This window comes from Gilliamella sp. B14384G10 (genome assembly GCF_016101685.1).
Lineage (GTDB): Bacteria > Pseudomonadota > Gammaproteobacteria > Enterobacterales > Orbaceae > Gilliamella > Gilliamella apis_A.
Genome location: NZ_JACFQA010000001.1, coordinates 79,431 through 104,404 on the forward strand (window position 1 = coordinate 79,431; position 24,974 = coordinate 104,404).

Below are 24,974 nucleotides of genomic sequence, written 5' to 3' on the forward strand. Positions count from 1 at the left end.
CTTAATATATAATTATACAATTCTTTGTAATTGAGCATACTTTAATGAACTTACCATAAAATGCAAACGATTGAGTACATTGACTTCACCTGCGCCATCATCAAAATCCAAATAGAGTAGATTCAATTTTGGATTAAGATCACGCATACGTTTCTCAACCCCTTTAGAAACAACATGATTAGCAATGCAGCCAAATGGTTGCAAACTAATAACATTATTGATGCCATGCTCAGCAAAGGTCATAATTCCTGCAGGAATTAACCAACCCTCACCATATTGATTGGCTAAATTTAAAATTTCTTCTGCCTTTTTCGCCATATCACGAATATTATGAAATGGTTGATAGTGTTTAAAATCAGATAAAATCTGATTAGTTTGATCAATATACTTTTGCGCTACCTTTTCAAAAAAGTGAACAAAATAAGCGACGAAACTCTTGTTAACAATATAATTGTCAACATTACTATCATAGTTAACAAAACATTGTGCAAAAAACTCAATCATTGGCGGAATAACAGGTTCAATACCCTGATCAACTAGCCAATCAACACTATGTTGATTACCAAAACTGTTATATTTAACATAAATTTCACCAACAATACCAATTTGTGGGCAATCTTTATTTAATGTCTCGATTTGATTGAAATGCTCTACCGCCTCTTTTAACAACGCAAAGATCGCCTTTTTGCCTTTATGTTGATTGATAAGTTGTTGTAATTTTCTAATATAAAGCTCTTTCAATTGATTAGCTTGTTGTTTAAATTTGGCTCTAGGCGCAATCGAGTAGAACATCTTCGAAATCGAATCAGTAAATAACATCGCAAAAAACGTCGTTGGTAAAGTTTTTAGCCAATTAATTCTAAAACCTGGTTGCTCAATTTCATTAATATTACCGGTACTGAGTGACACGATAGGAATATCTTCGAAACCATTACTAATCATTGCTTTCTTAATTAAAGAAAGATAACTACTCGCTCGACACTGTCCACCCGTTTGAGTAATGCCGATAGCCACTTCATCACGTTGATATTTACCTGAATTAAGTGCTTTAATAATATCACCAACAATAATGGTCGCTGGATAGCATATCTCGTTATTGCAATATTTAAGTCCCCAATCAACCGAACTTTTATCTGGTTTTGGCAAGGTTTCAAGTTTATAACCTGACAACGCAAAAATCGGCGGTAATAATGGTGAATAAAAATCGGAGATATAAGGTGCTAAAATAGTCCGTCTCTGTTTATCTTGTTTAGCAAAAATAGCCGTCTTTTTACGCTCAACAACTTTTAACGGTTGTTGGTGATTCATACGGATTGACTCAATAATCGAACGTAATCGCAATCGCACCGAACCTGTTGCCGTGATCTCATCAATACGAATGATGGTGCACGTTTTACCTTTAGACTCTAAAATTGCTTTACATTCATCGGTGACAATCGCATCAGGGCCACAACCAAACGAATTAAGTTGAACAAACTGAATATTTTTCGGTTGTTCAGCAACAAAACTAGCTGCTGCATATAAGCGATTTGGATAACTCCATTGCGAGCAAATTTGCAGTTCAGGCGATAATTGGCTGATCGCACCTAACACTGAATCTTCGGTTATTACATCGCAACCAAGCGCATTTAAGATCTCTGGCGTTTTATGATTAATTAAGCTATCACTATGATAAGGACGACCTGCCAAAATAAATACATAACGCCCCGTTTGTTTAGCATTATTCAGTACTTCAACCGCTTTGCTATACAGCGATTTTTTATATTCCGCTTGAGCAGCTAATGCATCAGAAAATGCTTGATTAGCTATCTTTTCTGCAATACCAAGCGAAGTTAAATAATTAATACAGCCCTTTTTCAATAATTTTTGATTACTGAAATTGATCACTGGATAATCCAGTGGCACGTTATATTTTTGGTTAGGATTGATAGCACTATTTACCACCTCAGCATAGCTACTGACAATTGGACAGTTATAGCTGTTAACTGCATTAGTAAACTGATCAGATTCAAACACCACCATCGGCATAAAAATACGATCAACCTTTTGCTCAACCAGCTCCATAATATGCCCATGAACCAATTTGGCAGGAAAACAGATACTATCCGACATTACTGTACCTGCGCCCTTTTCATAAATCTCATGCGTCGAGTATGGTGATAACGTTACATTAATACCACTATTGGTTAACAACGTGTGCCAAAATGGAAAATTTTCGTATTGTCCTAAAACACGAGGAATACCAACATTGAGCTTAGATTCAGTATTATGGATAATGGTTCGCTCAAATAATAACGCATTTTTATAATCAAACATATTAAATGCATTTTTATCTTGATATTGATTATTACTCAAAAAGCGTTCGCATTTATTACCAGAATAATAACGCTGACCATTGGCAAAACGATAAATCATAATATCACATTTATTTTCACACCCCTTACAGCGTGATGGTTTCGCTTTATTATCTTCAGCTTTATGTAGATTATCTAATCCAATAAATTGCGAAGGTGTTTGTTGTTGCGCATAATGGTTTTTTGCCACTAATGCTGCACCATAAGCCCCCATGAGTTCAGGAATATTTGAACTAGCAATTTGAGCCCCAGTTAACTGCTCTAAGGCACGAAACACCGCAGGATTTTTAAACGTCCCTCCTTGCACCACAATATGATCACCTAATTTGCGCATATCATGTAATTTCAGTACTTTATGAATGGCATTTTTAATCACCGAAAAAGCCAACCCTGCAGAAATATCGCCCATTGTTGCGTTTTCACGCAGTGCCTGTTTCACTTTTGAGTTCATAAAAACTGTGCAACGGGTACCCAGATCACAGGGATTATTGGACTTACATGCTGCGTCAGCAAAATCAATAGTATTTGAATTGAGTGATTTTGCGAAGGTTTCAATAAATGAACCACAGCCAGAAGAACATGCTTCATTTAACTCAATATGATTTACGACACCATTGGCAATAAAGATGGCTTTCATATCTTGACCACCAATATCCATGATAAAACTGACCTTAGGCTCAATATGTTTAGCAGCAGCAAAATGCGCCATTGTTTCGACTAGACCATCATCAATCGCAAAAGCGGCTTTTAGTAGTTCCTCACCATAACCAGTGACACCTGTGCGAGCAATAATAATCTCTTTACCTGATGCAGCAATCTCATCCTTTAATACCGTTAACCCTTTAATTAATGCGGTGATTGAGTGGCCATTATTAGGCGCATAATAAGTAAAAAGTAGCTCGTCATCCTCACTAATTAAGGTAATTTTAGTGGTAGTTGAACCGCTATCAATTCCCAAATACGCTTTCTGCTTTTGGTAAGCTGTTAAAGCTAGACGGGGGATTTGAATATAGTTGCGTTTTTGTTGCCAATCATCAAAAGACAAGGCTTGATTAAAAAGTGGTTTTAACCTAAAAGATTGATTGACTTGAATCTTGGTTGAGGCATTTAATCTATCAATAAATTCAGTAAGTGTAAGTTGACTACGTTCAATTGCATGAATCGCTGCGCCCCAAGCGGACAACAAAGTAGGATGCTCGGTGGTAACTATCTGGTCTTCATTTAACTTTAGTGTCTCTAACGCGGCCTTGCCTAACGTTGGAATAAACGAAAACGGTCCACCAATCAACATTACTTTGGGTACGATATCATAACCACGAGCTAACGTATTGACCAATTGAATACAGACAGCATGTAAAACTGAATAGGCAATATTCTCTTTTGATACATTACGGCTAATTAAATTTTGCACATCAGTCTTAGCAAATACACCACAACGTGATGCAATAGGAAAGACTTTATCATGTTGAGTTGCTAGAAGATCAAATTCTTGTACTGGAGTATTGAGCAAGGTCGCCATCTGATCGATAAATGCCCCAGTACCTCCAGCACAACTACCATTCATTCGAATATCAGGCGGGCGGTCAGGAAAAAAGAAGATCATTTTACTATCTTCACCACCAATATCGATTAACGTTCTAACCTCTGGATATTTGCGCTGTACCACTTCCGATGCGGCAACCACCTCTTGAATAAAGGCGATATCGGCTTTTTCTGAAATACCCATCCCAGCAGAACCAGTCACCTTGACCGATAATACAATATCTTCACCCAATTGTTGTTTAATTTCATCTAATAGTGATAAAACTGTTGGAACAATATGGGTATTATGGCGAACATAATTGGTATAAACAAAATTATCTTGCTTATCAAGTACGACACATTTTGCTGTAGTAGATCCGACATCCAATCCAAGTCTATACATTTTTGGCATAAACAAACTCACATTTGCAAAATCAGACTTAACCTATAAAAGGGTCACAAATATTACTAAATAACTATATTTTTATTATGGAATTATTATAGCGAAATCTTTCTAATTTTTAATCTATTTGTTTATAAAAATGACATTTTTGGATATTTTTGGATATTTTTTGACTAATAAAAATTCAACGGAGTTTCAAATACAAAATCCGCTAAATTAACGTTATGCATTTGCCAAACCTTGCTTAGCTGTGGCAATAACATTCTTTAAATCAACCCCTTGTGCTTTTGCAGCAAAAATGCAACCACAATAACACTGACGATAAACATCATACTCCTTACAAAGTTCGATAGATCTTTTATAACCATTATTCTTTTTGAAATCAGAAGGCAGATAATTTACCGAAAAAAGTTCTTGAATTTCAAAACCAATTTGATTAATTTTCTGACTATTCTTTTTCGGGCTTAGCGTTAAAGCACTAGCGAAATAATCAAAGCCCAACTCTTGTGCTTTAATCGCCGCTAAATCTAATCGCATCTTATAACAAAGATGACAACGCTCACCACCTTCTGGTGCATCACGTAGATGCTCAACCTTTTTAATAAATTCTGCTGGTTGATACGGAGCTTCTAAAAACTGAACATTGTTGCCGGTTTTTTGATTAAAATCAGCAATAAATTTTTGTTGTACAACACTACGATATTCATATTCTACTCGCGGATGAATATTCGAATTAGCAAAATAAATAGTAATATCTGCATACTGAGCCAAATACTCCAGTACATAAGTACTACATGGTGCACAGCAACTATGAATTAGTAACTTTGGTCGTGCTGATGCTAACTGCCAATCAGCAATCACCTCTTTCAAAACTGAATCGTAGTTTACTTTATTATGTGGATTTAATTTTTCAAGAATATCTTTGGCATTAATTAACATTAGGACTCTTTCAAGTATCTGGCTGATTGATGAATTTTAAGGCGCGTATAATATAGTGATCTGCTTAAGCGTTCAAGTTTAAGTTACAATTTTGTTTTTCGGAATTAACATTTAATTTTTTCGCTAAATTTGCGGTTATTAAAAACCCTTTTCCTCAAATTTTTAAATGCCAATTTCATCATTTTGCAGCAGTCAAAAAGTGACAAATGCCTAAATCATGAGTTAGACATTTTTAATAAAGTGTTTCAACAGAATTTTTTGACTAACTATGCGGCGGTGAACTAACACGGCGTAAAAAGCTGACCATCTTTTTTTTCTAAACTACCTACTCGGCAGTGAACATTGGGCAACGCTGAGCGTTTGGGCTAATTCATTTCTAAACTACCTACTCGGCAGTGAACACCAAAAGGTCATAATTAAGTAAATACCAAAATTTCTAAACTACCTACTCGGCAGTGAACCTACGCCCACTACAACTATTTGTGAGGCGTTATTTCTAAACTACCTACTCGGCAGTGAACAAGAACATTATACACAATAAACTTTGTTCAGAAAAAGAATAATAACCAATTTATAACTAAAAACCCTTTTTTCACACCAATTTATAATTGTTTGATTTTAAATGAATTATAAGTGTCGGTAAAAAAAGGGTTGTTTTACTAATGTTGTCTAATTACAGACAAAACATTATTCCATTTATCAATTATATTTTTTGCTTTAATATGCGCTGTTTCTCGCTCAATAATTGATTTTGCGCTAGTTCGACATTGAGTAAAAAAGAGTCTTTAAAACTCGAATCTAGTGCTCATAATGCAGGCTTTATTAATTCTATTTGAGAATGCATTCTTTCTAATATCCATATAACCACGATAAGTCATATCAATCATCATCAAATAAAAAATTGCGAGCATGATTTGATCATGATTATTTTGTAAAAAACAGATTTAAAAAACTTTTATTTTCGATAAAAAAGCATCAAAATAATATGTATTTATACTTGCGTTAAATCTATACTTGGCTTTATATTTAATATAATGAAACAAATTGATAAGTTGGTAGCTATCGATTTTTGAATTTGTTCCTTGAATATTCACTGTCTTTAACACTTTCTTTTCATACCATTTATACTAAAATATTAAATTAATTTTTTGTAACGGCATGTTATTTATAATAATTTGAGCAATAAGAAACCGCACTATTGGCGGTTTGAGTAAATTTTTTAACGACCTAATCTGTAGTTAACTAAAATCATGGTGTTGGCATTGTAGTAGTGCGGTTTTCTTCTGTAATATTCGCTTTAACTAATGCTGTTACTTCATCGAAATCTGATTTATTCTGCATAAGTTCACTAAATGTTTTATATTTGTCTAATGTATTAGGTTTTTGAATATCGAATTTCCATAATGCTAAATAAAAGGTCTCTATCGGTGATGACGGTTTATCGTCTTTTTCTAATTTATTGATTTTTGACATTGTTACTTCAAAATATTTTTGAAAATAATCGTCAGACTTAACACAATTTTTTAATATCGGAAAACTGAGATTATCTTTAGTAGCGACGCAGATTAAATCTAATTTGTTACCTTCACTAATTTCTTTCGCATCATCTTTATTTTTCAACTCTAGCAATACATATTCAAATTGATTTTTACCATTTGCCACGACGAAGGGTTCACCACTTAAATCAGTTTTTAAGCCTGAAGCTGAAGTTTTAATATTAACAATTTGATTATTATATGTCTTTTCATATTTATATTGGTTGTTGTTATACTCGCTAATTAATTGTAAAGCATTTACAGTAGGTATCGCATGACGAATATTTGAATTTCCTTCATTTCTAAAAATGGAAATATCACCTTTTAAAATCTGTTCTGTGAGTCTTTTTGCATTATCATTAGCAAATGAATTAAAACTAAGTAAAGTCAATATAGAGACAACAATTATTTTTTTCATGTTTCATTTCCATTCAAAACAAACGGAAACAAAATATCAAAAAAATCATTGTTTTTCAAATTCTTCTTCCACGCAAATTTATTTACTATGCCAATAAGTAGCGTATAAATCCCTATTGTACTCAATAGATTTGAATTTATTGTCACCATTATACTTTGGATAGTTTCGGTTCAACTAGGATAAGCAAATCAATGCGATTTGCGGATTACAATGCGTTGTTCCTTCGACACCTTTATCATTTTTGTGACCTGCCTATGATTGTTTTTGTCATTGACATTATGTACCGTTCATTATTTGCAAGCGCTTTATCTTTTGGAATAGCAACAAGCGCCTAATCTTAAATAAACCTATCGATGTTATTGTTTGTTCTTTAAACTATCTATACTGCAGTGCACTAGACCACAATATGCTATAAATGTTGTTGGTAAAAAGGCAAAGTATAATTTTATTATGCCCCCTTTTTGAGAAGATCATATAATAGTTTGGTTTTTAAGTATTTTATTTTTAATAAAAAAAGACGAAACCAACATAACATTTTGAATCGCCCCTTCTTAAAATATTTTATTTAAATATGCAATTAAACAATATGTTTTCACGACACTGTAAATAATCACTTAAATAAAACTCTCCAATTAATTGAAATCTCCAATCGGTTTCCACTATATGAGAAATTAGAAAAAAACCTTTTATCCGCCAAACGATAACCATCAGCTAAACTTCTACAATAGTTATCTGCATCACTTCTATGAAAATAATTTTTCTGTTTGTACAATATACCGATGCATGAATTTATATTCATATAATAAAAACTTTTCACCACTGAATTATAATCTGGACTATTAAATGTTATCTTTAATGCCGGTTCTATTTTCCATTTGGATTAGGACCTTTACCTGCACTATGTTGCCATTCACCCGTATGACCAGCACTTAAAGATAAGCTTACATAACCACCTTCTATTGATCTTACCGTCTTACCGTTAGCTGTTACGACTACATCTGGATTAATTCCTTCTAGCAATAGGTAAAAATATATACCATGTGAGCCTATACATGGAGATCCTCGATATTTATTTTATGACATCCCTGAATCCCAAAAGCGACCATGATACCTTACGCATCGAATCTCTCCTATTGGCGCAGACATTTGTGAAGCTTTATCAAAATATAAATTTGGCTGAGCATAACACGCCACTGACGACTCTCGATTCGCTTTGAAAACTATGGCTACCACCAATAAAATCTCTCTCATTAGGTTGATCATACGCAGTCTTTATCTCACTATTACTTGCACTGATGGTTATACGTGATGGATTATGACAAGCATGAATTTCATTGGCCTGCCTGCATTTAATGCATAGGCTGAATTTATAGAAATACTTAATAGTCTGCTTAGCCTCTATATATGTAATATCGATTTTAAACTCAAAAATCGTGCACTAAATGAAATAGAACATGATAAATAATAACAGAATGATGAGATAAATGGGATATAACAAAATAAAAGGGGAAATAATGAAATTGTTTTTTGAAAGAGTGTTACAAAATATGAAATAAAAAATTGCCTAAAAAATTTTGCTCTAAAAATTGATTAGGCATCGTTGAAATCAAATAAGGTTGGTTGTTTTTCTTTTATCATTCGTTTATGAACTCGGTCAATTACTTTTCTGATACCACGTTCAGTCATATTATATTTTTGGCTTAGTTCTGCATAGTTGTTACCTTTAAATGCATCATAGATTTGTAGATCACGTTGGTTAAGTTTGAAGATATAATCACGTGGAAATGTGAAATTTTGACCACCAAATAATTCTGAAATAGTATTTGCTATGCTATCCCCTAATTGATTGGCAATGTCTTCAGGTAATCCATAATCTAGTGCTTCATTTGCAACAGATAATGATACATGAGTTAACAGTTCATGACGTTTAATTGACATCGCTGATTTAGACATAATTCACTCCTGTTTTCTTCTTATACCATGCTAAGGCTCCTGGAATTGTTTTTTCTAACTTAGTGAAATCAGCTTTCATAGAATACATTTGTTCAAAATACTCATCATCACTACTACGTGCTGGCTTATCTACTTCTTTGTGTTCTACAAACGCAAATAATGGTTTAGTTGACTCGTAAACTGACTTCAGGTATGCATGACTTTTAAGAGGTTTATCTTCTCCTTTTGAACGTTTAATGTGTATGCTATGTACTGTTTGGTCTAACGCATATGCTAAATGACGACTTGGTTGATAGAGTGCCAATATTTCATTAATTAATTTTACTGCTCTAGCATTACTCAAATTTGATTTTGGAGTACGAAATAAACCTAAATATGCCGTTAATGGTCTGGCACAACCATAACCTAATTTTGTGATTATGGTTAATAGTTCACGTCCTGCTTCATCTGATAACAAAGCTTCTAAACTGATGTCATGATGACAAATTGGACAGCGGGTTAAGTTCATCTTTCGGTTTTCCTTCTTTTATATGCGGGCTTGCCATTGCTTGAGGCTTTCTATAACAATCATTGCTTGTTTTGTATTAAGCCAGTCCATTACTTCAATACCTGTTATCCTTTTTACATATGCATTGATGGCTTTTTCTGATCTATTTTTTACGGTACCAGCATTTGCAAGTTCTATCCAAAGAGAACGTATTTTCTGGTGAACAGGTTCTGTAGCAGTTATCCTTCCTGCTTTTTTTGATGATTTAACTTTAAAACCTTTTGCTTTTAGATTATCTACTACTTTTTTTAATTCCCGGATTGTCATAATTTTAGTACTGTTTTTTTTGGTTAAAGTTTGTAATAGATGGCGATATGTATCGTCATCTATATTTAACTGGGACTTTGCAATGTGAATTAATCTTATATATTTATGCTTCATAGATTTTATCCTTAAACAATAAGTTATATGCCTCAATTGCAATTTGTTTTCTCTTTGTTTCAAGTTCTTTTTCTGAAATCAACGATGAAACATATCGAGCATATGTAAGCCCAGCATCATCAATTATTTTTGCTAATACATCTATTCTCTTTTTAAAAGTTGTTGATGAAATTTTAGATTTTGTAATTAATTTCATATAAATATCCTCAAAACCAAATGATTTTTTTGATTTTAACTTTATATATTCAGCGTAGAGCTCGTCATATAATTTTCCATCGACATAACCTTGACCATCGGTTTTACGCATAAACGAATGTTCATGGCTTATCGAAACATGATGGTCAGGTGTATATCGGATGGGATTTGAAAATTTGTTTATTCCCATATAGATTTACCATCCTGATTAGTCATTTATGAGTTCTTCTAACTCGTCAATGATGCGATCAGCTTCAAATTCAGATAAACCACACTCTTTACAGTGAACTATAAAATTAGCAGTCTGGCTTAATATAAATTGATGCAAAATATAATAATCTTGTGTTTGCATGATTAGATAACCTCCTGTTCAAATGGCACTATCGCAAAATCCTCTACATCTTTTTTGATAGTGATGCCAGGAACATGTGCTACTACATTTGGTTCGTTTAAAATAGCTTCTTTATTAACTTCTTCTTTTGTACGAATAAATCGTTCCAGTTTTAGCTTTTTCAGTGTTTCTATAACCGTTTCTAAACCACGAATAACACACGATGGTGGACGATTGCGCCACTGTATTTCACCTGTAACAAGATTAGCTGATTTAACTTTACCATTGTTGGTTAATTCATCACGGTTTGCTTCGCACCAAATTTGGATACCTTTTTGTATTTCTGCTGACTTCTTTTTTAATACTTCAATATTTGATGAATAACTTGCAGTAATTTCAGCGATTTTATCGTTCATTTCAGTTTCTAAACGAACTAATTCACGTTGAATATCACCTAGATATTTAATAGCCTCTGTTGTTTGATCTTTTGATTGCACAACATAAATTGATGCGGTAGCTTTAATACGTTTTTTAGTTTTTATCATTTCTATAGCTCCTATTAGATTAATGCAAGCGACTTATATCACGCTCTTTCCATACTATCCGGCAACCGTTTAGTTCAAATTGCCCGAACCTGTAATAGCCTTCATGTCGGTAATATATTGCTGTACCAGTGGCTATAAACTTATTGCATTTTGGATGGTGTTCGATTTCAATTGTTGGTTTTGATAGCGAGTCATGATAAAAACCAACAACAGTTAATTCCTCATTGGCTAGTGTGTTGATTGCTTTATTGACAGCATTTATTGCATTATTGATTACTTGATTATTTACCATTTTCATAACATATCTCCACGATCCTTAATGCACTCAACAATTATTTCGCCTGTTACCTTTTCAGCTCCGATACGCGCGGCTAGATTTAATGCATTTGAAACTAAATTATTAACTGCCAACGGATAACATAATGAACGCACTTGCTTTTCGCCTCTGCGATTTGATGCCACTCGTAGGCGTTTGATGATTTCATTAAATGCTGATGCGTCAAATAATGCTGTATAGTCCATATCAACACGTGCAAATTTATGCTTGATATACTCTTCGACTTTGAAATCTAACGGTTTAATATTTACCACTTCACAACGTTGCACAACTTCACGAACTTCAGGGTTATACTCTGATAGTTTGGTTTGTAACTCCGTTTGTCCAATTAGGATAATTGACAGTAATTTTTTAAAACCCTCTTGGAGTTCATAAAATCTTTTTAGATGTTTCAATGTTGGAATTGGCAATCCGTGCGCCTCTTCAATTATCAGCAGATGTTTACGACCTGATAATGCACTGTTCTTAAGTAGTTCGTGCATTTGGCGAGCACGCGCTTCTGCGCTTCGACGTGGTTTTGATTGCGGGTTAATTGAGCTAATAATCGCACTGCTAATATCCATGCTTTTGAGCGACTTGCCTTTAACTTCATTGTCCTCTAAACCTAGTACGTATGGTTCAATAACTGTGATGGGTTCATGATTGATATTGATAAAATCAATCAAATCGTGACGTAATGTTGATTTACCACTACCACTTTCACCAATAACCGCTAACATACCGCCGTGCTGAGCGGTTTGACGCATCGCTGCACGGACGTAGCGAATATCGTCAGAAAGATAAACATCCGCATCTTGTGTCATTTCATCAGTGAATGGGTCACGCGGAATGCGAAAATGAGCACGTGCATCTCGATTTATTGTTTGTTTTCGTAGTAACATATATGCTGACTCCTTTGTTAATTTCTCATTTGAGTCAACTGACACAGCGTCGTCCGCCAAGATTTCGGCTGTGTCAGTTTCTTCTTCAAAAATATTGAGCAAATAATCATTGCTTAAACCTAATTTGATTAATGCCTTTTCAATCTTCTGCTCTAGTTCTTCACGTTTAATAGAGCGTGGCCAGATGTTGCGATTCACAATTAAATTAATAACGGCCTGACTTATGCAATTACCCCTGTATTCAATGCACTTAGCTAACTGTGCTTGCTTAATATTGAATTGCTTCATTACATTTTTTAATTTCAACATTATTTAACACTCCTGAATATTCCTGTTGTACCATCACCTACAGCAATAGGTGTTTTGAATGTATGAATTAATGAATCCAATGAATCTTCTGGCACTCCATCGTTATAACGTGCTGATAACCATTTATTTTCATCAGTTGTTAATTTGCGACCGATTTCACTAGTAATTCTCATTAAAGCTGCGGTTAATGTTAATGTTGTGGTAGCTGGCTTTAAATGTTCCGGTGTGTCAATTTCACTTCCTTTTTGTTCGAAATAAGCTGGATGATTAATATCTTCTAGATAACTGAGTGTATTGAGTTTGCCACCGAACGGCGCAACTTGTTTTTGTTTTGCTTTTTTGATTTCATCTTCGGTCATGTCAGGGTATGCAACTTGATCCATCGCTTTCGCTGCTTGCTCAATTTCGGTATCACCTTTAGATTTATATTCTTCGCCAATCGCAGGTGCATCTAAACGTTGTCCAAATTTATCAAAATTACGATCTGGCTCAACACGATAAATCAGTGCTTCACCGTCATAACGAGGTACTTCAATTTGAATAGCACAATCACCGTAAACCAATGAGCGCACGCTGACTTTATCTTTAACAGCAATACCATCTAAACCTTTCAAGCTATAAATCAGCGAACTATCAGCTTGTGGATGTTTAAAGCTAATGGTTAAATCAGCCTTAACTTGACGTTCTTGCTCTCGGCTTGCCATCAACGCTTTACAGACATCTACAGCTGGCAATATTCTTAACTGCTCGGCGGTAATATGTTGCCATAATGTTTGGCGTGATACTGGTTCTGATAACCCAATCCGCCGCAAACGAGTATCTTGCCCAGGTAAACGATTGGCGTTATATGCTTCCGCCCAGTTCATTGCAGCATGATTTAACTCTTCAATACTGCTGATAGGTTGAAACTTTAAACGGCTTTCAAATTGTGTTTCGATGATATTATTGGCATTTTCAACACCACCTTTAGCTCTTGCATTTCCGGCTTCGTGTTCTAGATATTTAACTTCTAAATGGTCTAGCAAGTTCTTGATTGCTGATGATGTATTTGCTGAACCTTTATCCCAATACAATAACTTTGGCACACCATGAAATAAACGCCCATCTTGTTTACCCCAAGCAAACATTAAAAATTGGAATAATGAGTGTTGGTTTTCGCCTGCAGCTTCAACGTACCATGGTATAATCATGCCAGATGCACGGTCATATAAAGTATAACGCCAGACTTTGTATTTAACTTTTGCGTAGTTTTCTAACTTGTTTTTATAAAAATCGCGATCACGCATGATATGTTGTTTATTTTTCATGTAATAAATTAAACATAATGACGGATCGATTTCATGAACATGATTTGGATGCAATGCACGTAGTGATTGAACTGGATTAGCGACTTTTTGTGCGTTTACGTTCAATTTACGTTGGCGCATTAGTCGATTTAGAGTTGCATTACTGACGTTAATCTCATGTCCGTTTTGCTCTAATATCCCTCTAGCAGTTGTTGTAAACATTGTCTGCTTGCCATTATCTCTAATCGATTCACGATTCATTGCTGCAAGTGCTAACAATGATTCACTTGAAACTGTCATTCTACCTTTATCTGCCCTTGCTTTTCGTTCACTAGACCAACCGCAAACCTGCTTTAACTGTCTGTAAATCGTTTGTCTTGAAAAGCCTAAAAACTCCTGTGCTTCATCTAATATTGGTCCTCGTTGACCATGACCAACGCTATCCAGTTTTTTTGCAACATTATTTAAGTAATCACGAATCGATGGCGTTATCATACTTATCACCTTAAATTAATAATTCATTGCAGTTTCATTGGGGTCTATTTCAATATCATCACTAAAATTATTCCAAAAATCGAAATATATGCGTTTACTTTGTGATGATGTTAATTTTAATGATTGATACAATATCGTAAGTGTTACAACTAACGATTCGGGTAGTTGATAGTGTTTCTCTGGGTCGTAATTTTGATCATTGTCGATAATTTCTCTTTGTAAATTGTCTACAATTTGCAAATATTGTCGTTGTTGTTCTAATAGCTCATCGATATGCGATTGAGTTTTTGCAATCTGCTCTTTTAGTGGACTTAAACGCTCATCAAGTGGCACGGTTTTCATTTCAAATTGAGCTAATTTTATCGCTAGCACTTCTTTTTCTTTAGCTACATCAGCATTACGTTTGCTTAATGCTTTGTAGTCGGCTTGCAAATTACTATTTTCTGTTTTGAGCTGCTCTTTTTCTTTAGCATTTTTAGCAATAAACTCTTCTGCTAGTTCAACTAGCGTTTCTTTATCACCAGCTTTCGCTACTTCAATCAGTGCCGTTTTTTGGTCTTCCGGTAATTTACGGTATTGGCGTAATTCACGGTATCCGATACCCATGCGAGACATAGATTCAAGCGCTTCCTCGCCTAACATATTTAGATTACGAATATCTTCATCTATTTGTTCAACAGAACGCCCTAATAGAGAGCAAAATTCTTGCCATGTACCAGTTAAAAACTCGTGACCGTCACGACTTTTTTTACCTTTTAATGCTCGATAAAGCTTGTTTTCTTTAACAAATTTTAATTTAGAAGTCGTGACAGTCACGGAAAATTTAGCAAAAGCATCAGCCATTTGAGCCTGACCTAAAAGTTGATTAACTAGATCACGATCCTCGCTATATTCACTTTGAATCGTAGTCATAGTATTCATTACGTCATTAATCCCTTGCTCATCAATTACAGGTAGTTCAATCTTTTCTTTTGTTTTGTTTGCGGTTCTTGCCATTTTGTTATCCTCTTGAACCAGCTGTAATACGCTGATTGATTTCTGTTATTTGGTCTTGCATTTTCGTAATGTGAATAGCGTGTGCTTGTGCGATTTGTAACATTTGTATGCTATGAGCAAATAATCCATTATCCAGTTTAATAACGAAACCTTCTTCTATCAGTGTTTTCAATGCGCGAGTAACATTCACTGGTGATTCATTTATCATTTTTGCAATATCACCATTTGATATTCCAGTTAATGTATACCCCTTAAGTGCTTTCAACACTCTTAATGCCCGGCTTCCTGATGTTGAAATTTGTGATTTATGCATGTTTTTCTACCTTTTGCTGTATATGAAAAACTGTTACAATCAACGTTAACTGGCTTGTTTTAAGCCGAGTTTTACCGCTATATCGTGTGTTTTACCGCGATGAGCACGGCTTAGACCATTCAGAACGTTATAAACAACGACGGGGTGATAACCATTTTCTATTGCCCATGATTTAATAGTTTTACCCTTTTGTTGAAATTGTTGCTTAACTTGTTCGGGAGTGAGAACTTTTGGCATTTTTATCTCCTTTGATATAAGTTATTAATAACTAATTTATAATTTATGTGATACATTCTGTATCCATTTAGATACAATGTCAAGGTGTTTTTAGATGCATTTAAATGAATTAGATATTTCATTGGTTGGAGAGAGATTAAAAAAAATTAGAGGTAATTTATCTCAAACAGCTTTCGCAAAGGCGTTGGGTGTTGATAGGCAAAGTATTGCTAGATATGAATCCGGAGACAGAGTTATTGATGCTAATTTTATTTTTAATCTAATGGCTAAATTTAATACTGACCCTAATTGGTTATTAACAGGGGAAGGTCTTGCGCCAGAATTATCATCTGACGAGCAAGAATTATTAGTTTTATTTAGAACTGCACCACTTACTATTAAAGCCGCGGCGTTAGGTGCACTAACGGCGGGAACGGCTCAACAGGCAGGGGTTAATATTTCGAATAATACGATCCGTGGTGAAGGTCAAATTGCTGGTGGAAATATTTATACAAGTAGGAGACGGAAAACAAAGTGACGTTTGGAATTCAAGATAATACAGCTGAACAAATAGCAGGTAGGGATATTTATAATATTACGTCAAACAATGAAGATGATTTAGATACTCGCCCGTTGGTTCCCGCACAACGAAAATCACTTCATAATTTAATTTCTGATATTGAAAGCTATGGTGGAGTAACAGCACGGGAACTATGGCTCAAACTACACGCTATTCTTGGTGTTTGTAGTATTAGTGAAATAACAGTATCACAATTTCCTATTGCTAATAAATTTTTAATTGATGAATTTGAAGCAACTAAAGAAAAAGCATCTTGCAAAATGCTTATCCATTTGATTCTTAGTGAAATTAATGACAGGAAAGGATTAAAAGATAAGATGAATCATTATAGTAAAAGACAATTCTGCACTTCAGATTTAAAACAGCTTAATAAAGTGCAGCTACAAAATGTACTAAATTATATTGAGGAACTTTCTAATTTAGAAAATTTAAATAATAAAAATTTTTATAATCAAACGATAACATTATTTAAAACTCAAACAAAACCCACGTTAGCGATATTTACTGTGGGCTTTATTTTGGGGGCGATTATTTTTTAAGGATTAAAGATGAAAAAATTATGGTTATTTTGTATTTCGATTTTATTAGTGAGTTGTTATAACCCAAGAGAGTTGGCGGTTGACTTAGGAAAAGAGAGGGCTGAAAAACACTTAAAAGACCCCAAATTTAGCCGAGTATACTTTGTAGAAGAAAATAATAGTTCTGATAATGCATTCCGTAGTTATGTATGTGGCTATGCTGATTTTAAAGACATGTATGGTAATTATTATGGTTTCCCTCTTCGTTTTTTTGTTAAAGTTGATATTACAAAAAATGGATCAGTGACCGATACTGTAACATCGAACTTTACTATTGAACCATTGATTAATAAAGAATGGTTTGAGGAAAAATGGAAAGCTAATTGTAAAAAAAATGATTAAATTTTGCCGTGGGTTTTATTTTGAGTGTGATTCTTTTTTAATGATTTTTGCATAAAAATAACTCATCTATAGATATTTGCTCAAAAGGACTTCCGAATAGTGATGAATAACAATTAATCTGCCCCAGTTCAAATTACTGATTAACTAATCAAGATCATAATAACCTCATATTAATAACTATGAGGTTTTTTTATGAAACATCCAGTCAAAAAATTATCAAATATCCGCCTATTGAAATGGTACGTTCTTGCTATCATCTTATTTTCAATTATTGCTTTATTTTCACCACAACAATTACCGGTTGTTATATATAAACTCTCTTTAGTCTTGCTTTCAGCCGTTATTGGCTACCATCTAGACCGTGCTCTTTTTCCTTATGCATCTCCCGGAAGTTATCTCCTTTTTAATTGGAAAGAAGGCCCTTACAAAAGAGGCTATGGAGAAGTTAACAAAGGTGAAAATTATGACGTTGCATATCCAGTAATTAATAATTATCAGATCATTTTTGCGGTTGTTCTGATTCGTCGGGCGTTGATTGTTTCCGCTGTGATTCTTGGCGTAACACTTGGATTATAGACATGCGTTACTTAACCTTGCTTATTGTATTTATGCTGTTTAGTTGTCATTTAGCGCCGGCTATAGCTGGTGTACCAAATGATGCTAAGCAACATCAACGGGAACTGACACGTAATGCACGTGCAATCTTTGGTCTTGATGCACCTGTATCACTGTTTGCCGCTCAAATTCATCAAGAATCAAGATGGAAAGTAAACGCAAAATCACATGTGGGTGCTCAAGGTTTGGCTCAGTTTATGCCAACTACGGCTGATTGGATTGCAGGGGCTTACCCTAAATCATTAGGAAGCAATGAGCCGTATAACCCATCTTGGGCACTGCGTGCACTTGTTCAATATGATTATTGGTTATATCAGCGTATTAATGCAACGGCGAGTGATTGTGACCGCTGGGGATTCACGCTCTCAGCATATAACGGTGGACTAGGTTGGGTGAATCGTGATCGTCAACGAGCAAAACGAGAATATCAAGATGCTACACACTATTGGGGTGTTGTTGAAAATATTAATGGTGGTCGCAAAAGTATAAATTTCAAAGAAAACCGTGATTATCCTATTCGGATAATCTACCGCTGGCAGCCTGTTTATATTGCTGAAAATTGGGGTTTAGGAGTTTGTGATGATTAAAAATATATATAAATTAATCAAAAACTTTTTTGTGAGCAATAAAAACTGTTTTTTAGTAATTGCGTTAGTAATTACATCCGTCATAACAGCCTATGGTTTCGGTGTCAGTAATGGAAAACAAAAACAGGCAATAACACAAGCTACACAAACAATTAATGCATTAAATCAATTGATTAATAGTACTGAACAGCTAACTAAAAATGCTGTTGACGCCAGCTCAGCATTATCACAACAAATGGCAGAAAGGAAACTATATGATGAAAAATCAACAAATGCGCTACGTGATGCACTTAATTCCACTGCTACTAACCGCAGTAATTGTGTGTTTGATGATCGTGTCTTGCAATTTATCGACTCAGCACGCACCCGTGCAGCTGAAGCAACAACCCATGGTTTTACCAGCACAACTGACGGTACCATGCGAATTACCCGTAAAACGACGAAATAATACCGCTGATGGTTTAGCTGAAGTACTAAAAGAATTATACGACCAATATGGACAATGCTCTGGTCGTTTTATTGAATTACTAAAATATATTAATGAGGTAAATAAGTGGACAACGCTGATTTAGCAACAACAGCTGAAATGGAAGCACTAGACCGTGCGCTGGCGAAACATCAAACAAAAACGGGAGTATCAAGTTTGTATTGTCGAATCTGTGAAGAGCCGATAGCTGAAGAACGTCGAAAAGTATTAGTGACTGATTTATGTATTGAATGTGCTTCGATAGAAGAAAAAAGGAATAAACGATGAATTTTAATGAACTCACTTTCAATTGGCAGTTTCTGCAATGGGCTGTAATGGCGGTAGTTGGTGTTTACTCGTGGTTAATTGGGCGTCAATCTGCTAGCCAAAAAGAACTATTGGATTTACGCATCAGAATAACTCAGCTTGAGGAAACGGTTAAATCACTACCGACCCAGCAACACGTAACAAAATTAATTGAAAAATTAAGCAGCAATGAAGCCACTTTGACACAGTTATCAGATCGTTTATCTGGTTTGTCACATCAGCTTAATAATATTAACCAATTTTTATTGAAAACAAAGTGAGGGATAGGAATTATGAGCTACGCTGAATTTATAAAAGAAGATCAACGTTTGGTTATTTTGCGTATCTTATATGAAATGCCGAGCTATAGCAGTAATTCTAGCATTATCTATAGTGCGTTAGATCACTATGGTCACGCTATTAGTCGTGATCAAGTTAAAACTCATTTGAGCTGGCTTTCTCAACAAAATTTAGTTAAAAGTGAAACAATAGGTAGTGTAATTGTTGCTCGTTTAACTGATTTTGGTGCCGATGTTGCGCAAGGAAAAGTTACAGTTCCGGGAGTAAAGCGACCAAGTGCGGGAGCATGAGCATGGGACGAAAATCAACAATTCATAAACTAGAGCCTGAGGTACGTAGTTATATTGAGAAACTATTACGAGCAGATCAGTTAACACTGGATGAGATGATTGCAGAACTGCAACAAAAGTTTCCAAGTACTGATACGCCAAGCCGTTCTAGTCTTCACCGCTATCAAAAGGGATTTAACGAGATGACATCATCATTACGTGAAATTGAAACAGCATCACGTATTTTAGTTGATGAGCTTGGTGACAGTGTTGACGATAAATCTGGGGCTCTACTTGCTCAGGCGGTTACAACATTGGCTACAAGAGCAGCATTCAAAGCGCATGAATCGGAAGATATCACTATCAAAGAGATCAGTTTTTTAGCTAAAGCCGCGAAAGAAGCAATGCAGGCCCGACAACTTAGTTTTAAAGAAAGACAAGAAATCGAAAAAGCAGCGCGTGAAAAGTTATTGCGTGAGCAAGAATCTAATTTAAACAGTGTCGCAAAAGCTCAAGGGCTTGATGAGCAGTCAATCTTATTCTGGAAAGAAAAAGTACTGGGAATTAAATAATGAAAAAATTGGCGACAACAGTTAGAGAGGTTGAATGGGATGAGTTACCGCCAAGGGCAAGGGATATTCCGGATGGATTTAATCCACTAGCTAATGGCGTTTTAATGCAACATCAAATTGATTGTTTGAAAATTAAAGCTTCAATTCTAGCAATACCTAAAGGCCGACGAACTGGTATTACTTTCTCATTTGGTTTTGAAGCTGTTTTGACAGCCGCTGCTCGTAAATCAGCTGGTGGAATGAATGTTTTCTATATCGGTGATACAAAAGAGAAAGGCCTTGAGTTTATTGGCTATTGCTCAAAGTTCTCAAAAGTAATAGCTGAACAGCAATCATCACTAGTTTCCAATATTGAAGAGTTTTTATTTGAAGATCAGGATGAATATGGTAACACTCGCAATATTACTGCTTATCGTGTTCGTTATTCCTCTGGTTTTCAGATAACAGCATTATCTTCTCGCCCTGCAAATATCCGCGGTTTGCAAGGGTTAGTTATTATCGATGAAGCTGCATTTCATCAAGATGTGCAAGGTGTGCTAGATGCTGCAACAGCGCTATTAATTTGGGGTGGCAGGATTATTGTTATTTCATCACACAATGGTAAATCCAATCCATTTAACCAATTTTGTATTGATATTGAAAATGGGTTATATGGTGATACAGCAAAAACATATCTAGTTACGTTTGATGATGCTGTAACAAATGGTTTATATGAGCGTGTTTGTTATATGAAAAACGAAACCCCATCCTCTGAAGGTAAAAAAAAGTGGTACACAACTATCCGTAATTCATATGGACCAAACAAAGCAGCTATGCGTGAAGAACTAGACGCAATACCTCGTGATGGTGCTGGCGTATGTATTCCGGGGGTTTGGATTGATAGAGCGATGCGAGAAGAACGACCTGTTGTGCGCTTAATTTGTGGTGATGATTTTGCAGCTAAAGATGAGTTAGATCGTATTGCCTGGTGCGACAGCTGGATACAACAAGATATTGAGCCATTAATTACATTGTTAAGTCATGAGGATGAACATGTATTTGGTATGGATTTTGCTCGTCATCGTCATTTTTCTGTTATTTGGCCTATGTCCATTGAACCAAATTTAGTTCGAAAAGTTCCTTTTTCGGTTGAGTTGAATAATGTCCCTTCAGCTCAGCAACAGCAAATTCTATTTTTTATTATTAGCAAATTGCCTCGCTTAATGGGGGGTGCAATGGATGCAACAGGTCCTGGCATGGTACTGGCCGAATATACGGCAGATAAATTTGGTAGGCCATTTATTGCTGAAATCAATTTAAACCGTCAATGGTATGGCCTTTGGATGCCCAAATTTATTAATGCTTTTGAGGATGGTGTAATTGATATCCCACGGGATTTAAATATTGAACAGGATTTGCGGGCAGTACGCTCTGTTGACGGTATTCCCATGGTGCCAAAACTCGAAAGAAAAGATTTAAAAGATCCAGATCTGGTACGACATGGTGACTCTGCAATCGCTGGTTGTTTAGCATGGTATGCAACATTAAATAAAACGGCACAAATTGAGGGACAATCAACTGGTGAGCGAGATATTTATCATCAGCTATATGGCTATGTGAATGATTCATCATTCGAACAATTCACTAATACTGGCTTTGGTACCGTTCGTGGTGGGAATGATTTTGGAGGATTTATTTAATGCTATGGTTTAAAGGCAAAAAGCCACATGTTGAGACAGGAAGAGAATTAGCCGGAACTGGCGAAGGCAATGACATTACGCGGCCTTATCTTGGTCCACTTGCTTTACCTGATGACAGCGTTTTACGAAAGAGAGGCGGAGGCCGTCTAGATATTTATAAGGAAGTACTAAATGATGACGAAGTCAAGTCGGCATTTACCCAACGCCAAGATGCAGTTATTTCACGTGAATGGAAAGTTGAACCAGGAGGCGATAAACCAATTGACATTGAAGCTGCTGACGCAATGAGTGAATTGCTAAAATCTGTAGGTTTTGACCGAGTGACTAAATTAATGCATTTCGGAGTGTTTTATGGTTATGCAGTGGCTGAACTTATCTATGGCATCAAGGATAATCTATATTGGATTGATGATATCAAGGTTCGTGATCGTCGTAGGTTCCGTTTTTCTCCAGCAGGTGAACTACGTTTACTAACTCAAAATAACATGCACGAAGGGATAGAATGCCAAGCACCGTATTTTTGGCACTATGCAACGGGTGCAGATCATGATGATGAACCGTATGGTCTAGGCTTGGCTCACTGGCTATATTGGCCGTCATTTTTTAAACGTAATGACATAAAATTTTGGTTAATATTTCTTGAAAAATTTGGTATGCCAACTGCTGTTGGTAAATATGGTACAGGAGCAACCACTGAACAAAAACGCGACTTACTTGCTTTAACACGAGCCATTCAAACTGATAGCGGGATCATCATACCCGAAACTATGAATTTAGATTTACTGCAAATAGCACGCTCTGGAGCGGGTGACTATAAAGCGTTTTATGACTCAATGAATGAAGCTATTCGTCGTGTTACCGTGGGACAAATTACCTCGTCTGGTGGTGCTTCAAACTCAATTGGTGGTGATGAATCATTACAGGCAGCAGTGCTGGCATCAATAGCAAAATCAGATTCTGATGTTATGTGTGAATCATGGAACCGCGGACCAGGAACATGGTTTACACAGATGAACTTCCCTGGCGCTGCTGTTCCTCAGATTTCGCGTATTTTTGATGAGCCTGAAGATCTAAAATCATTATCCGAACGGGATAAGAACATTATTGAATCAACTGGTTATCGTCCAACACTTGCAGTAATTCAAGATAAATATGGTGGTGAGTGGGAAGAAAAGCCTCAAACACAGGTAGTCGGGACTACACAAATAGAAAAAAATGTTGAATTTGCAGAACAACAGCAAAATAATTTTGCTCCAGTTTTACAATCAAATCGTTTAAATTCGGAAATACAACCAGTTACAGATAAATGGATTAATCAAATCAAAGAACTAGTTGATAATATTCAATCGTTAGAAGAATTGCGTGATAAGTTATTTGAGCTAATTCCCGATATGCAATTAGATGAATATGCAAAGGTCATGGCTGACGCATTAACAGCAGCTAATTTAGCGGGTCGCACAGAACTACTTGAGGATAGCAAAAATGGTTAATGTGGCATATGGCTCGTTGCCATTTAAAGAGCAAATTGAGTTTTTCCGGCGTAAAGCAAATGTGCCCACAAACAGCTATGTAGATATCTACAATAATGAGCATGATTATGCTTTTGTTGTGGCGGGTGCTAATCGTAATGCATTACTAAATGATTTTCGTGCAGCTATTGATAAAGCAATTAGCCAAGGTACTACACTTGAAGAATTTAGAAAGGATTTTGCCGAAATTGTCGAAAAACATGGCTGGAGCTATAACGGTAGTTTTAGTTGGCGTACTCGTATCATCTATGAAACGAATTTAAACAGTTCTTACCAAGCGGGTCGCTATCAACAACTACGTGATGCAAAATTTCCATATCTAGAATACTTACATAGTGATTATGTTGAACACCCTCGTGAACTTCATCAAAGTTGGGATCATCTGGTATTAAATTTTAATGATCCATGGTGGAATACTCATTTCCCTCCAAATGGATATGGTTGCCAATGTCGTGTTCGTGGGCGAACTAAAGGTGATTTAAAAAGAATGGGTAAAGATGGGCCAGACACCGCCCCATCAATTAATTGGGTTGATAGAGTGATTGGTGAAAATAGTGGTAATCCGCGTACTGTAAGAGTGCCAGAAGGAATTGATCCAAGTTTTGAGCATATCCCCGGACAATCACGACTTGATACATTTGTACCCAATCCTTTAGATAGTGATCCAACATTAAAACGTGGTGTGCCATCCGTTAGAGCTGCTGATGAATGGCCGTCTATACGTGAAGTTAGTAAAAAAAGGTTATTAGAAAAAGGCTTAACTGAAGAAGATTACGCCAATATATTCTTAAATGAATTTGGTGCAACGTTAACCAATTCCGCTATTTTTAATGATGTAACTGATGAGGCATTAGTTATCGGTAAACAGCTTTTTACTGTCAGTAAAACAGGTGAGTTAAAAGTGACTAAACGCGGGCGTGAGCAATTTTTATTGTTACTAGCTGATTCGTTAAAGTTGCCGGATGAGATTTGGACAAGAATGGAATACTTTGATCATCTGCAAAAATCGGTAGTGCGTCGGCGCTATATCTCACGTTTTATGATTGATGGCGAGGTTAAGCCCATGCTTGCAGTATTTGAAGTCGGTGACGATGGTTGGCTCGGAGTTACAACATTTGCACCGGATAATCCTGATTACCTAGAGCAATTACGGGTTGGTATTAGAGTTTTTAAGCGAAAATAAAACCCAATCACCG

General features: G+C 35.6%; 29 protein-coding genes and 1 CRISPR repeat array. Of the genes, 13 read left to right on the forward strand and 16 right to left on the reverse strand.

What is annotated here, in order from left to right:
- Window positions 1-12: 12 nt before the first annotated feature.
- The 16 genes from H3T54_RS00405 to H3T54_RS00480 form a co-directional block, all read right to left on the reverse strand.
- The gene (locus H3T54_RS00405) at window positions 13-4,287 is read right to left on the reverse strand and encodes an acyl-CoA dehydratase activase-related protein (RefSeq protein ID WP_198220347.1); all 4,275 of its coding nucleotides are present in this window, start codon (window positions 4,285-4,287) and stop codon (window positions 13-15) included.
- A gap of 213 nt (window positions 4,288-4,500) precedes the next feature.
- Window positions 4,501-5,217, reverse strand: coding sequence for an epoxyqueuosine reductase QueH (locus H3T54_RS00410; RefSeq protein WP_110447749.1), 717 nt, complete (start codon window positions 5,215-5,217; stop codon window positions 4,501-4,503).
- Window positions 5,218-5,470: 253 nt separating this feature from the next.
- Window positions 5,471-5,739: a CRISPR direct-repeat array (repeat unit 29 nt; unit sequence ATTTCTAAACTACCTACTCGGCAGTGAAC).
- A gap of 726 nt (window positions 5,740-6,465) precedes the next feature.
- Window positions 6,466-7,170: a hypothetical protein gene (locus H3T54_RS00415; RefSeq protein WP_198220348.1), complete on the reverse strand. Its 705-nt coding sequence runs from the start codon at window positions 7,168-7,170 to the stop codon at window positions 6,466-6,468.
- Between the two features lie 864 nt (window positions 7,171-8,034).
- On the reverse strand, window positions 8,035-8,190 hold the full coding sequence (locus H3T54_RS00420) for a hypothetical protein (protein WP_198220349.1): 156 nt from the start codon (window positions 8,188-8,190) through the stop codon (window positions 8,035-8,037).
- Window positions 8,191-8,760: 570 nt separating this feature from the next.
- Entirely contained in the window at window positions 8,761-9,123 is a 363-nt protein-coding gene (locus H3T54_RS00425) for a Mor transcription activator family protein (RefSeq protein ID WP_198220350.1), read from the reverse strand.
- Complete coding sequence (locus tag H3T54_RS00430) at window positions 9,116-9,631, reverse strand: hypothetical protein (RefSeq protein ID WP_198220351.1); 516 nt, start codon at window positions 9,629-9,631, stop codon at window positions 9,116-9,118. Before H3T54_RS00430 ends, H3T54_RS00425 begins: the two co-directional genes overlap by 8 nt.
- Window positions 9,632-9,649: 18 nt before the next feature.
- A complete protein-coding gene (locus H3T54_RS00435; protein ID WP_198220352.1) occupies window positions 9,650-10,051 on the reverse strand; it encodes a gp16 family protein in 402 nt (133 codons plus the stop codon).
- Window positions 10,041-10,358: a hypothetical protein gene (locus H3T54_RS00440; RefSeq protein ID WP_198220353.1), complete on the reverse strand. Its 318-nt coding sequence runs from the start codon at window positions 10,356-10,358 to the stop codon at window positions 10,041-10,043. Before H3T54_RS00440 ends, H3T54_RS00435 begins: the two co-directional genes overlap by 11 nt.
- Before the next feature lie 96 nt (window positions 10,359-10,454).
- On the reverse strand, window positions 10,455-10,598 hold the full coding sequence (locus tag H3T54_RS00445) for a hypothetical protein (protein WP_198220354.1): 144 nt from the start codon (window positions 10,596-10,598) through the stop codon (window positions 10,455-10,457).
- A 2-nt stretch (window positions 10,599-10,600) separates the two neighbouring features.
- Complete coding sequence (locus H3T54_RS00450) at window positions 10,601-11,122, reverse strand: host-nuclease inhibitor Gam family protein (RefSeq protein WP_198220355.1); 522 nt, start codon at window positions 11,120-11,122, stop codon at window positions 10,601-10,603.
- A 19-nt stretch (window positions 11,123-11,141) separates the two neighbouring features.
- Complete coding sequence (locus H3T54_RS00455) at window positions 11,142-11,420, reverse strand: hypothetical protein (RefSeq protein WP_198220356.1); 279 nt, start codon at window positions 11,418-11,420, stop codon at window positions 11,142-11,144.
- Window positions 11,417-12,538 (reverse strand): ExeA family protein, encoded by a 1,122-nt coding sequence (locus H3T54_RS11820; RefSeq protein WP_370527325.1) that lies wholly within the window; start codon window positions 12,536-12,538, stop codon window positions 11,417-11,419. The genes H3T54_RS00455 and H3T54_RS11820 overlap by 4 nt, the downstream gene beginning before the upstream one ends.
- Before the next feature lie 110 nt (window positions 12,539-12,648).
- Window positions 12,649-14,430: a DDE-type integrase/transposase/recombinase gene (locus tag H3T54_RS00465; RefSeq protein ID WP_198220358.1), complete on the reverse strand. Its 1,782-nt coding sequence runs from the start codon at window positions 14,428-14,430 to the stop codon at window positions 12,649-12,651.
- A 15-nt stretch (window positions 14,431-14,445) separates the two neighbouring features.
- Complete coding sequence (locus H3T54_RS00470) at window positions 14,446-15,426, reverse strand: hypothetical protein (protein ID WP_198220359.1); 981 nt, start codon at window positions 15,424-15,426, stop codon at window positions 14,446-14,448.
- A 4-nt stretch (window positions 15,427-15,430) separates the two neighbouring features.
- The gene (locus tag H3T54_RS00475) at window positions 15,431-15,739 is read right to left on the reverse strand and encodes a helix-turn-helix domain-containing protein (RefSeq protein WP_198220360.1); all 309 of its coding nucleotides are present in this window, start codon (window positions 15,737-15,739) and stop codon (window positions 15,431-15,433) included.
- A gap of 45 nt (window positions 15,740-15,784) precedes the next feature.
- Window positions 15,785-15,976 carry a DNA-binding protein gene (locus tag H3T54_RS00480; protein WP_198220361.1) on the reverse strand — a complete coding sequence of 64 codons (192 nt, stop codon included), beginning with the start codon at window positions 15,974-15,976 and terminating at the stop codon, window positions 15,785-15,787.
- Window positions 15,977-16,070: 94 nt separating this feature from the next.
- On the opposite strand from H3T54_RS00480, the gene H3T54_RS00485 reads away from it, so the two are divergent.
- The 13 genes from H3T54_RS00485 to H3T54_RS00545 all read left to right on the forward strand — a co-directional run bounded on the left by H3T54_RS00485 (window position 16,071) and on the right by H3T54_RS00545 (window position 24,961).
- Window positions 16,071-16,493, forward strand: coding sequence for a helix-turn-helix domain-containing protein (locus H3T54_RS00485; protein ID WP_198220362.1), 423 nt, complete (start codon window positions 16,071-16,073; stop codon window positions 16,491-16,493).
- Window positions 16,490-17,074 carry a hypothetical protein gene (locus H3T54_RS00490; RefSeq protein ID WP_198220363.1) on the forward strand — a complete coding sequence of 195 codons (585 nt, stop codon included), beginning with the start codon at window positions 16,490-16,492 and terminating at the stop codon, window positions 17,072-17,074. The genes H3T54_RS00485 and H3T54_RS00490 overlap by 4 nt, the downstream gene beginning before the upstream one ends.
- Before the next feature lie 9 nt (window positions 17,075-17,083).
- Window positions 17,084-17,455 (forward strand): hypothetical protein, encoded by a 372-nt coding sequence (locus tag H3T54_RS00495; RefSeq protein ID WP_198220364.1) that lies wholly within the window; start codon window positions 17,084-17,086, stop codon window positions 17,453-17,455.
- 192 nt (window positions 17,456-17,647) lie between these two features.
- Window positions 17,648-18,031, forward strand: a complete 384-nt coding sequence (locus H3T54_RS00500) for a putative holin (RefSeq protein ID WP_198220365.1) — start codon at window positions 17,648-17,650, stop codon at window positions 18,029-18,031.
- Window positions 18,032-18,033: 2 nt separating this feature from the next.
- A complete protein-coding gene (locus H3T54_RS00505) occupies window positions 18,034-18,657 on the forward strand; it encodes a transglycosylase SLT domain-containing protein (protein WP_198220366.1) in 624 nt (207 codons plus the stop codon).
- Window positions 18,650-19,105 (forward strand): hypothetical protein, encoded by a 456-nt coding sequence (locus H3T54_RS00510; RefSeq protein WP_198220367.1) that lies wholly within the window; start codon window positions 18,650-18,652, stop codon window positions 19,103-19,105. Before H3T54_RS00505 ends, H3T54_RS00510 begins: the two co-directional genes overlap by 8 nt.
- Before the next feature lie 105 nt (window positions 19,106-19,210).
- Window positions 19,211-19,411 (forward strand): TraR/DksA C4-type zinc finger protein, encoded by a 201-nt coding sequence (locus H3T54_RS00515; RefSeq protein WP_198220368.1) that lies wholly within the window; start codon window positions 19,211-19,213, stop codon window positions 19,409-19,411.
- Entirely contained in the window at window positions 19,408-19,710 is a 303-nt protein-coding gene (locus tag H3T54_RS00520; RefSeq protein WP_198220369.1) for a DUF2730 family protein, read from the forward strand. Before H3T54_RS00515 ends, H3T54_RS00520 begins: the two co-directional genes overlap by 4 nt.
- Before the next feature lie 12 nt (window positions 19,711-19,722).
- Window positions 19,723-20,019 (forward strand): ArsR family transcriptional regulator, encoded by a 297-nt coding sequence (locus H3T54_RS00525; RefSeq protein WP_198220370.1) that lies wholly within the window; start codon window positions 19,723-19,725, stop codon window positions 20,017-20,019.
- Between the two features lie 2 nt (window positions 20,020-20,021).
- Window positions 20,022-20,570, forward strand: coding sequence for a phage protein Gp27 family protein (locus H3T54_RS00530; RefSeq protein WP_198220371.1), 549 nt, complete (start codon window positions 20,022-20,024; stop codon window positions 20,568-20,570).
- Entirely contained in the window at window positions 20,570-22,249 is a 1,680-nt protein-coding gene (locus H3T54_RS00535) for a hypothetical protein (RefSeq protein WP_198220372.1), read from the forward strand. Before H3T54_RS00530 ends, H3T54_RS00535 begins: the two co-directional genes overlap by 1 nt.
- Window positions 22,249-23,739 carry a DUF935 domain-containing protein gene (locus tag H3T54_RS00540; protein ID WP_198220373.1) on the forward strand — a complete coding sequence of 497 codons (1,491 nt, stop codon included), beginning with the start codon at window positions 22,249-22,251 and terminating at the stop codon, window positions 23,737-23,739. The genes H3T54_RS00535 and H3T54_RS00540 overlap by 1 nt, the downstream gene beginning before the upstream one ends.
- Complete coding sequence (locus tag H3T54_RS00545; protein ID WP_198220374.1) at window positions 23,732-24,961, forward strand: PBECR2 nuclease fold domain-containing protein; 1,230 nt, start codon at window positions 23,732-23,734, stop codon at window positions 24,959-24,961. The genes H3T54_RS00540 and H3T54_RS00545 overlap by 8 nt, the downstream gene beginning before the upstream one ends.
- The last annotated feature ends 13 nt before the right edge of the window (window positions 24,962-24,974 follow it).